10 protein-coding genes and 1 CRISPR repeat array are annotated in these 8,600 nt (G+C 67.6%); of the genes, 5 read left to right on the forward strand and 5 right to left on the reverse strand.

The window, feature by feature from the left end:
* Window positions 1-82 precede the first annotated feature (82 nt).
* Together AB1K54_RS15720 and AB1K54_RS15725 are read right to left on the reverse strand one after the other, a co-directional pair.
* A complete protein-coding gene (locus tag AB1K54_RS15720) occupies window positions 83-1,063 on the reverse strand; it encodes an SRPBCC domain-containing protein (RefSeq protein ID WP_371203699.1) in 981 nt (326 codons plus the stop codon).
* 1 nt (window position 1,064) lies between these two features.
* Window positions 1,065-1,469 (reverse strand): ArsR/SmtB family transcription factor, encoded by a 405-nt coding sequence (locus AB1K54_RS15725; RefSeq protein WP_371203700.1) that lies wholly within the window; start codon window positions 1,467-1,469, stop codon window positions 1,065-1,067.
* A gap of 89 nt (window positions 1,470-1,558) precedes the next feature.
* Between AB1K54_RS15725 and AB1K54_RS15730 the strand changes: the two genes are divergently transcribed.
* Entirely contained in the window at window positions 1,559-2,065 is a 507-nt protein-coding gene (locus AB1K54_RS15730; protein ID WP_371203701.1) for a DUF805 domain-containing protein, read from the forward strand.
* A gap of 27 nt (window positions 2,066-2,092) precedes the next feature.
* Here AB1K54_RS15730 and AB1K54_RS15735 read toward each other — a convergent pair whose 3' ends face one another.
* A complete protein-coding gene (locus tag AB1K54_RS15735) occupies window positions 2,093-2,413 on the reverse strand; it encodes a hypothetical protein (RefSeq protein WP_371203702.1) in 321 nt (106 codons plus the stop codon).
* 102 nt (window positions 2,414-2,515) lie between these two features.
* On the reverse strand, window positions 2,516-3,457 hold the full coding sequence (locus tag AB1K54_RS15740; protein ID WP_371203703.1) for a LysR family transcriptional regulator: 942 nt from the start codon (window positions 3,455-3,457) through the stop codon (window positions 2,516-2,518).
* Between the two features lie 122 nt (window positions 3,458-3,579).
* Between AB1K54_RS15740 and AB1K54_RS15745 the strand changes: the two genes are divergently transcribed.
* The 3 genes from AB1K54_RS15745 to AB1K54_RS15755 are packed head-to-tail and all read left to right on the forward strand — an operon-like array spanning window position 3,580 to window position 5,826.
* Window positions 3,580-4,572, forward strand: a complete 993-nt coding sequence (locus AB1K54_RS15745) for a DUF1852 domain-containing protein (RefSeq protein ID WP_371203704.1) — start codon at window positions 3,580-3,582, stop codon at window positions 4,570-4,572.
* 17 nt (window positions 4,573-4,589) lie between these two features.
* Window positions 4,590-5,618 carry a methionine synthase gene (locus AB1K54_RS15750; RefSeq protein ID WP_371203710.1) on the forward strand — a complete coding sequence of 343 codons (1,029 nt, stop codon included), beginning with the start codon at window positions 4,590-4,592 and terminating at the stop codon, window positions 5,616-5,618.
* A gap of 13 nt (window positions 5,619-5,631) precedes the next feature.
* Window positions 5,632-5,826, forward strand: coding sequence for a hypothetical protein (locus tag AB1K54_RS15755; RefSeq protein WP_371203705.1), 195 nt, complete (start codon window positions 5,632-5,634; stop codon window positions 5,824-5,826).
* A gap of 32 nt (window positions 5,827-5,858) precedes the next feature.
* On the opposite strand, the gene AB1K54_RS15760 is transcribed toward AB1K54_RS15755, so the two are convergent.
* Window positions 5,859-6,443: a 1-acyl-sn-glycerol-3-phosphate acyltransferase gene (locus tag AB1K54_RS15760; protein WP_371203706.1), complete on the reverse strand. Its 585-nt coding sequence runs from the start codon at window positions 6,441-6,443 to the stop codon at window positions 5,859-5,861.
* A gap of 123 nt (window positions 6,444-6,566) precedes the next feature.
* Between AB1K54_RS15760 and AB1K54_RS15765 the strand changes: the two genes are divergently transcribed.
* Entirely contained in the window at window positions 6,567-7,301 is a 735-nt protein-coding gene (locus AB1K54_RS15765) for a DsbA family protein (RefSeq protein WP_371203707.1), read from the forward strand.
* A 112-nt stretch (window positions 7,302-7,413) separates the two neighbouring features.
* A CRISPR array of direct repeats spans window positions 7,414-8,481; the repeat unit is 29 nt; unit sequence GTGCTCCCCGCCCGCGCGGGGATGATCCC.
* Window positions 8,482-8,600: the final 119 nt, after the last annotated feature.

An 8,600-nucleotide genomic window follows, 5' to 3' on the forward strand; every position in this document is an offset into this window, starting at 1 on the left:
AGGAAACTGCCGCGGTCGGGTGCCGCCCGCAGCAAAGACAAGGGTGACGGATGCCGCAGCATCCGTCACCCTCTGGTCTGAGTCAGACCGTCGCGAGGATGCCTTCGAGACGTGCGTAGCTGGTCTCCATGCCGTCCGTCATGCCCGTCGCGAGCACGGCGTCGCGCATCTCGGCGTTCGCGTACTCGACGATGAGGGTGACGAGCGTGACGCCGTCCTCTTCGTAGAGGCTCAGGTCGTTCAGCGTCGACGGGTAGTCGGTGCCGATCATGTGCTCGGTCGTGACCGCGCGGCGCGGCGCCTCGAACACGAGCGTCTCGCCGTCGAAGCCGAAGCCCCGGCCCTCGGTGTCGCCGGTGGGCTCCCACCAGTAGAGGTAGCGGCCACCGACGCGCGAGTCGACCTCGCACTTGGTCATGGCCCAGCCGTCGGGTCCGAGCAGCCACTGCTGCAGCAACTCGGGCTCCTGGTGCGCGCGCCACACGAGGTCGAGCGGCCCGTCGATCAGGCGCGTGATGCGCACGTGCTGGTCGTCGAGGATCTCGGTGCGTGTGCCCTTGCCCTGCGCGTGCTCGCGCAGTCCCTGCAGCACGGCATCGAGCTGGTTGATCGCCAGCGTCGAGCCCTCGACCGCGCCCATGGCGACGACCTGCTCGAGCGCCTCGGCGGTCGTGAAGTACGACACGTTGCGCATAGTGGTGCCGGTGGCGGATGCCTCGAACGTGAAGGTCATGCGCTGCGCGGGCATGTCGGGCACCGTGTTGCCGTCGGCGTCGACGAAGGTGTCGAGCACCTCGAGGCTGCCGGGGCCGTCGATCGAGAGGAACTCCCAGGCCCCGTGGTACTGCTCGCCCTTCGGGCTGGTCATGTGATACCTCGCACGCCCGCCGACCGAGAGGTCGAACTCGGTGAAAGTCGCGGGGTAGCCGGGAGGGCCCCAGAACCGCTCGAGCTGGCGCGGGTCGGTGAACGCCGCGAACACGCGCTCGGGCGGTGCGGCGAAGTCGGCCGTGAGCGTCATGGTGAGCGCTTCGGGGTCGGTGGTGACGGCGGTGACAGGCATGTCACTCTCCTTCTTGTTCTGTCGTGCGGTCTTGCGCGGTTTCTTGTGCTGTTGCGGGTGTCTGTGCGGGACTCTCAGCCGCGAAGATCGCGTCGAGGCGGCTGACGCGCGTGCGCCACAGCGCCTCGTACTGGTCCAGTAGCGCCCGGGCCCGGACGATCATGTTCGGATCCGCCCGGACGAGGCGCTCGCGCCCCTCGGCCCGCTTGACGACGAGGCCAGCGGCCTCGAGGACGGCGACGTGCTTCTGCACCGCCGCGAACGACATGTCGTACTCACGCGCGAGAGACGACACCGAGAGCTCCTGCTCGATGGTGCGCACCAGGATGTCGCGCCTGGTCGCCGCCGCGAGAGCCTGGAAGATGCGGTCGATGTCATCGTTCGTGGATTCTGTATGTACAACCATTTGGTTGTAGGTTAGGCCGGGGCGGGGCATCCGTCAAGCACTTTCTTGTCGGGAACGCGCGTGCAAGCGAGCACGCTAGGCTCGCGCTCGTGACCGATGACGTACGCGCCGCCGACCTCGACTGCGAGCCGCTCGTGGGCGCATCCGCCGGTCAGGCGATGCAGCGCTTCATCTCACACGCGTTCAGGATCCGCGGGCGCGCCAGCCGCAGCGAATACTGGTGGTGGATGCTCGTGAACCTCATGGTCGTCGGTCTCGGCCGGTTCGTCATCCCCTGGATCACCTCGGACCGCACACCCAACCCGACCATGCTGTTCGGCCCGTTCGGATCGCTGTTCTTCGCGAACATCCCCCTGTTCACCGTCGGCGACACACCCGCACCGGATTCGCCGGTCGCCGCGTTCGCTCTGATCGTCGCGGGCATCTGGATCATCGTGACCGTGATCCCCGGCATCACAGTGCTCATCCGCCGACTGCACGACTCGAACATGTCCGGGTTCTGGTGGCTGCTTGCCGTCCTGCCCCTCGGCACGGTCCTGCTGCTGCTGTTCGCACTCCGCCGCTCACGGCCGGAGGGCGCGCGTTTCGACGCCTGACGTCAGGGCTCTGCTGCCGGCGCAGAGCTATGCGCTCGCGTTCGCCGCCGCTCTCGCGGCCACCCGACGGTTGTGCAGCGGAATGATCAGCAACGGGATGCCGATCAGCGGCGCGAACAGAGCCAGCGCCATCCACCACGGGTCGACGACAACGGCGAGCCAGCTGGCGCCGAGAACCAGCAGTGCCGAGCCGAGTGCGCGAACGGCAATGGCGAGCGGCCGGTTGCGGGGCGGGTTCGTCCAGTACGGCATCCGGATGCCACGGTTTGCCGCCGACGCGATCAGCAGGGAGCCGACCCACAGGGCGAAACCCGTCGCGAGCGTCAGGACCAGGATCGGCAGAGGCATGTTCGCACTCAATCAGATCGCCGCGCGCACCTGCAACCGCCCACAGAATCTCAGCGGAACCGGCACTGCCGCCGGCCCACAGCGCGAATGCCGGGGCGAGTGCTATCCGAGCACCTCTACGCCGAAACCGGCGACGACAGCCCGCACCTCCTCGAGGTAGCGCCGCGCCTGCTCGGTGAGCGGAATCGCGGCGTGGCCGATCCAGCCGATCTCGATGCGCTCGTCGACATCCAGCGGGATGGCGACGATCTCCGGGTCGAGCTCGTCGCTGATGATGCCCGTCGAGATCGTGTAGCCGTCGAGGCCGATCATGAGGTTGAAGATCGTCGCCCGATCTGAGACCCGGATCTCCTGCGGACTCGACAGGGTGGAGAGGATCTCCTCGGCGAAGTAGAACGAGTTGTTCGCCCCCTGGTCGAAGGTGAGCCGCGGCAGGCCCTCGAGATCGGCGAGCGTCGCACGCCCTCGTGAGGCCAGTGGATTGTTCCGCGAGATGAAGATGTGCGGCTCGGCGAGGAAGAGCCGGTGGAACGCGAGCCCGGAGTCGCGCAGCAGCCGGTCGATGACCTTCCGGTTGAAGTCGTTCCGGTAGAGGATGCCTATCTCACTGCGCAGCGTCCGGACATCCTCGATGATGTCCCAGGTGCGAGTCTCCCGAAGGGAGAACTCATACTCTGCCGCACCGGTCGCCTTCACCATGCGGACGAACGCGTCGACCGCGAACGAGTAGTGCTGCGCCGACACCCCGAGCAGGCGTCGCGACGGCGGTCGACCGAGGTAGCGCTGCTCGAGAAGCTCCACCTGCTCGACGACCTGTCTGGCGTACCCGAGGAACTCTGCCCCGTCGAGAGTGAGGGCGACCCCCCGGGCGGAGCGCACGAGAAGGGAGCGGCCCACCCGGGCCTCGAGATCTTTCATCGCCGCGGACAGGGTCGGCTGTGCGACGTAGAGCACGTCGGCGGCAGCGGAGATCGACCCCTCCGCCGCGACTTCGATGAAGTAGCGCAGTTGCTGCAGCGTCAGCGCGCTCATCATTTGCACCATAGGCAGAGCCTATATGAAGGCATAGCCTTGCCGAGTTACCCGATATGCTCCGAACGCCTTCACCATGGAGGGGTCCACTTTCGCAGGCCGAGCCCGGCCGATCACCCACCGGATTGCTCACCATGGCTGACGAATTCACCTTCAGCATCTCCACCACCCGCTTCGATGAGAACTACTCGCCGTCCGAAGACTCCCGGCTCACGACGAACTTCGCCAATCTGGCCCGAGGCGAGGACCGCCAGCAGAACCTCCGCAACACACTGGCGATGATCAACCGCCGATTCAACGACCTCGCACACTGGGACAACCCCAACCGGGACCGCTACACGGTCGAACTCGAGATCGTCTCCGTGCAGCTGCAGTTCACTGCGGAGGGCCAGGACCAGCAGTTCCCGCTGATCGAGGTCCTCGACACCCGGATCGCCGACCAGCAGACCGGCGCCCGCCACCACGGGATCGTGGGAAACAACTTCTCGTCCTATATCCGCGACTTCGACTTCAGCGTGCTGCTGCCCGCAGCCGGCGCCGGCTCGACCACGTCGGTCATCCCCCAGGACTTCGGCGACCTGCACGGAAAGCTGTTCAACCACTTCCTCGAGTCCGCCGCGTACCAGGAGCGCTTCGCGCAACTGCCCGTGATCTGCATCAGCGTCTCGACGAGCAAGACCTACCGCCGGACCGGGAATCATCATCCGATCCTCGGTGTCGAGTACGAGCAGGACGCCTTCTCGCTGACCGATGAATACTTCGGAAAGATGGGACTGCGCGTGCGGTATTTCATGCCTCGCGGCAGCGTTGCGCCCCTCGCTTTCTACTTCCGCGGCGATCTGCTGGGCGACTACTCCAACCTGCAGCTCATCAGCACGATCAGCACGATGGAGACGTTCCAGAAGATCTATCGCCCCGAGATCTACAACGCGAACTCCGCCGCCCCCGCCGTCTACCGGCCGAGCCTGAACGAACAGGACTACTCGCGGACCCAGATCGGCTACGACCGCGTCGAACGCAGTCAACTCGCCATCACCCAGGGCAAGTACGCCGAAGAGCACTTCATCAAGCCGCATGGGCAAGTACTCCAGCGGTGGGCCGCCGGCTACGCCGCTCGCGTCGCATGACCAGCGGCGAGTCCACCGTGCACACGCTCTTGCCGACCTCGATCGTGGGGAGCCTGCCCAAGCCGACGTGGCTCGCACAGCCGGAAACGCTCTGGTCTCCATGGAAGCTGGAAGGTGACGCGCTGGTCGAGGGCAAGCAGGATGCGCTGCTCATCGCCGTCCAGGAGCAGAGCCGACGCGGCATCGACATCATCAGCGACGGCGAGCAGACCCGCCAGCATTTCGTCACGACGTTCATCGAGCATCTCAGCGGAGTCGATTTCGAGCAGCGCAAGACCGTGCGCATCCGTGATCGCTACGACGCGAGCGTGCCGACCGTCGTCGGGGCGGTGAGTCGCGAACGGCCGGTGTTCGTCGACGACGCGAGGTTCCTCCGCGAAACGACGGATCGTCCGATCAAATGGACTCTCCCCGGTCCGATGACGATGGTCGACACGCTCTACGACGACCACTACCGCAGCCGCGAGAAGCTGGCGTGGGAGTTCGCGACGATCCTCAATCAGGAGGCGAGAGAGCTCGAAGCGGCGGGCGTCGACATCATCCAGTTCGACGAGCCCTCGTTCAACGTCTTCTTCGATGAGGTCAAGGACTGGGGGGTCGCGACGCTGGAGAGAGCGGCAGAAGGGCTGCGCGCGCAGACCGCTGTGCATATCTGCTACGGATACGGGATCAAGGCGAACACCGACTGGAAGGCGACCCTCGGGTCGCAGTGGCGACAGTACGAGGAGTCGTTCCCGCTCCTGCAGCGGTCCGCCATCGACATCGTCTCGCTGGAGTGCCAGCACTCCCATGTTCCGATGGACCTGATCGAGCTCATCCGTGGCAAGAAGGTCATGCTCGGGGCCATCGATGTGGCGAGCGAGACGATCGAGACCCCGCAGGAGGTCGCCGACACCCTCCGCAGGGCGCTCGCGTTCGTCGATGCGGACAAGCTCATCCCCAGCACGAATTGCGGAATGGCGCCGTTCCCTCGCGACGTCGCACTGGCGAAGCTGAGCTCGCTCAGTGCCGGGACGAACATCATTCGCGAGGAGCTGGCGTCGTAAGCATGTCGGCGCGATGGTCGAATCCGGAGCGGAGGAAGCCGTGCTCACGCGGCGCCGAAAGCCGGTGGCGCGGATCGCGCCTGTCGGCCGGGTCGACGTGCCTGACCGGCACAACAGGCTCGCCGGGTGCGCGGAGCTGTGGACGAACGACCAGCGGCGGGCCGCGGCATCCGGAGCCTTCGCCGTCGACGTGATCGCAGCCGGCTGACTCAGCCGCCCCGTGTCTGGACGGCGGCCGGTTCAGCCGACGGGCGCGAGCGAACGCTCGTCGCGCAGGCGGGGCTCGGTGCGCAGCTCGGGGCGCAAGCCCGCCTTGTCGGCGTAGAAGGCGCGGATGCGGTCCATATCGGATGCGACGTCGCTGGTGAGCTCGAGGGTCGGGCCGAGGCCCGTGGTCATCGTGGTGCGGTCGACGTAGCCGAGGGTCACGGGCATGCCGGTCTCGCGGGCGATGCGGTAGAAGCCGCTCTTCCAGTACTCGTTCGCGCCGCGCGTGCCGTCGGGCGTGACGACGAGCCCGAAGACCTCGCCCGAGCGGACCTGCTCGATGACCTCGCCGACGACGCGGCTCGGGTCTTTGCGGTCGACCGGGATTCCGCCGAGCGCGCGCATGATCGGACCGCGCCATCCGGCGAAGAGGCTGCTCTTGCCCAGCCACCGCACGTCGATGCCGAGGTGCCAGGCGATGCCGAGCATGAGCACGAAGTCCCAGTTCGACGTGTGCGGGGCTCCGATGAGAACGGTGGGCGTGGTCGGCGCGGGCTCGCTGACGAGCCGCCACCGGCTGAGCGCCCAGTAGGCGCGCGAGACGAGTCGTCGGAGCATCCGTCAAAGGTACGCGAGGTCACATGGCCGCTCGGGCATATCACGGCGCGGTCTCGGCATCGTCACGGCTGATGTGGAGGGGTTGCAAATGTGTGGTCAGACCACTTGCGCTAGCATGGGGACATGCCGCTCGCACGCTCACTCGCACGCCCCCTGCGCACCGCACTGCTGGTCGGCGTCGTCGGCCTCGCGTCGCTCTCACTCGCCGGCTGCGCCTCGGCCGCCGCGCCGGAGTCTGCTCCGCCGGTCGCCACCGACCCCGCGCGGGACTCAGCGCGCGACGCGTTCATTGAAGCGGGCATCCGCATCGGCGACGGTCCCGTCGTGGTCACACTGTTCGGCGACTCGTCGTGCCCGTACTGCGCGAAGCTCGAGGCCGACACCGGAGCGGCCCTTGCCTCGCGCATCGAGGCCGGCGAGATCACGCTCGTGCTTCACCCCATGACCTACGTGAGCCAGAAGCATGGCGACGCGACCGAATACTCGACGCGCTCGGCCGCCCTGCTGTTCGCGGCAGCCGACGCGGGCGAGACGGATGCCGTGCTCGACCTCTACCGCCTGATGCTCGAACAGCAGCCCGAGGGCGATGCTGCCCCGCCGACCGACGCGCAGCTGCTGACGATGGCCGCAGACGCCGGCATCGAGACAGATCTGTCGGCCGCCCTGTCGGGCGACACCTGGCGCGACCTCGCCGACCGGGCGAGCGACTTCTGGTTCGCCCGCACGCTCCCGGGCACCACGCAGGTGCTGCAGTACGTGCCCACCGTGGTCGTCGACGGCACGGTGTTCGAGATGATCGGCGACGGCACCGACCTCGCGCGCCTGCAGCAGCTGATCGACGACGCGCTGGCCGCCTGAGGCGCCGAATAGGCTGCGCGCGGTACGACCGCAGATCGTTCGCACTCACAAAGCGTGAGCAGAAGTGATTGCGAATGCTCTATTCTTTCGGATAAACCCCTGATCAATCAGGGTGCTCCCCGCCCGCGCGGGGATGATCCGGTTCTCCAGCGGCCAATACGCCGTCATATCGGGTGCTCCCCGCCCGCGCGGGGATGATCCCCGCCCACGAAACCCGCTCAGATTATCTAGCTAGTGCTCCCCGCCCGCGCGGGGATGATCCCCGTCGGTGTGCAGGACGTCCTGCGCGCTATGGCGTGCTCCCCGCCCGCGCGGGGATGATCCCAGGTTGTCCGTGTACTCGCGGACTTGCGCCGCGTGCTCCCCGCCCGCGCGGGGATGATCCCTGCGTCGGAAACCACGCGCTACGGCCTCCGTGGTGCTCCCCGCCCGCGCGGGGATGATCCGACCTGATCGAGAACCCCGGGGGCGTGCTCGTCGTGCTCCCCGCCCGCGCGGGGATGATCCCGACCAGCTGCTGTTCTACGCGGCCTGCGTGCTGTGCTCCCCGCCCGCGCGGGGATGATCCCACGTCAGAGCACCCCCCCAAGGATCTGCGCCGGTGCTCCCCGCCCGCGCGGGGATGATCCCTCCAGCGCGACCTCAGTCCCCGGCGCGGCGGAGTGCTCCCCGCCCGCGCGGGGATGATCCCAATTCTGCTAGTTGTGCGTTCGTTGCTTCGGTGTGCTCCCCGCCCGCGCGGGGATGATCCGATCGGCGCTGTCGTCGAGGCGGTCGCGTGATGGTGCTCCCCGCCCGCGCGGGGATGATCCCATGGCTATTGGAGACGACGCGATCGCGGCGGGGTGCTCCCCGCCCGCGCGGGGATGATCCCACGCGCCCCACCAGCCCCGCATCCTCCGGGCAGTGCTCCCCGCCCGCGCGGGGATGATCCCGGCCCGCGCGGGACGGGGCGCAATGGATCGTCGTGCTCCCCGCCCGCGCGGGGATGATCCCACCATCATGCCGAGACCTTCACGCATCGGCGCGTGCTCCCCGCCCGCGCGGGGATGATCCCTGCCCGCGCAATTCCACGACCGGCCCGAATCGGTGCTCCCCACCCGCGCGGGGATGATCCCGCGCGGGTGCCGCTGCTCACCCAGCTGCGCGGAGTGCTCCCCGCCCGCGCGGGGATGATGGTCAAGTCCCGTCGTGTGGTGTCACTCCGTTTGCTTCCTGTGGTGGGTGATGGTCAGGCGGTGAGGTAGAGCTCGGGGCGGACGGGCTCGGCCGTCTCGAGGAGAGTGTGGACGAGTTTGC

This window comes from Microbacterium sp. BWT-B31, assembly GCF_041379855.1.
Classification (GTDB): Bacteria; Actinomycetota; Actinomycetes; order Actinomycetales; family Microbacteriaceae; genus Microbacterium.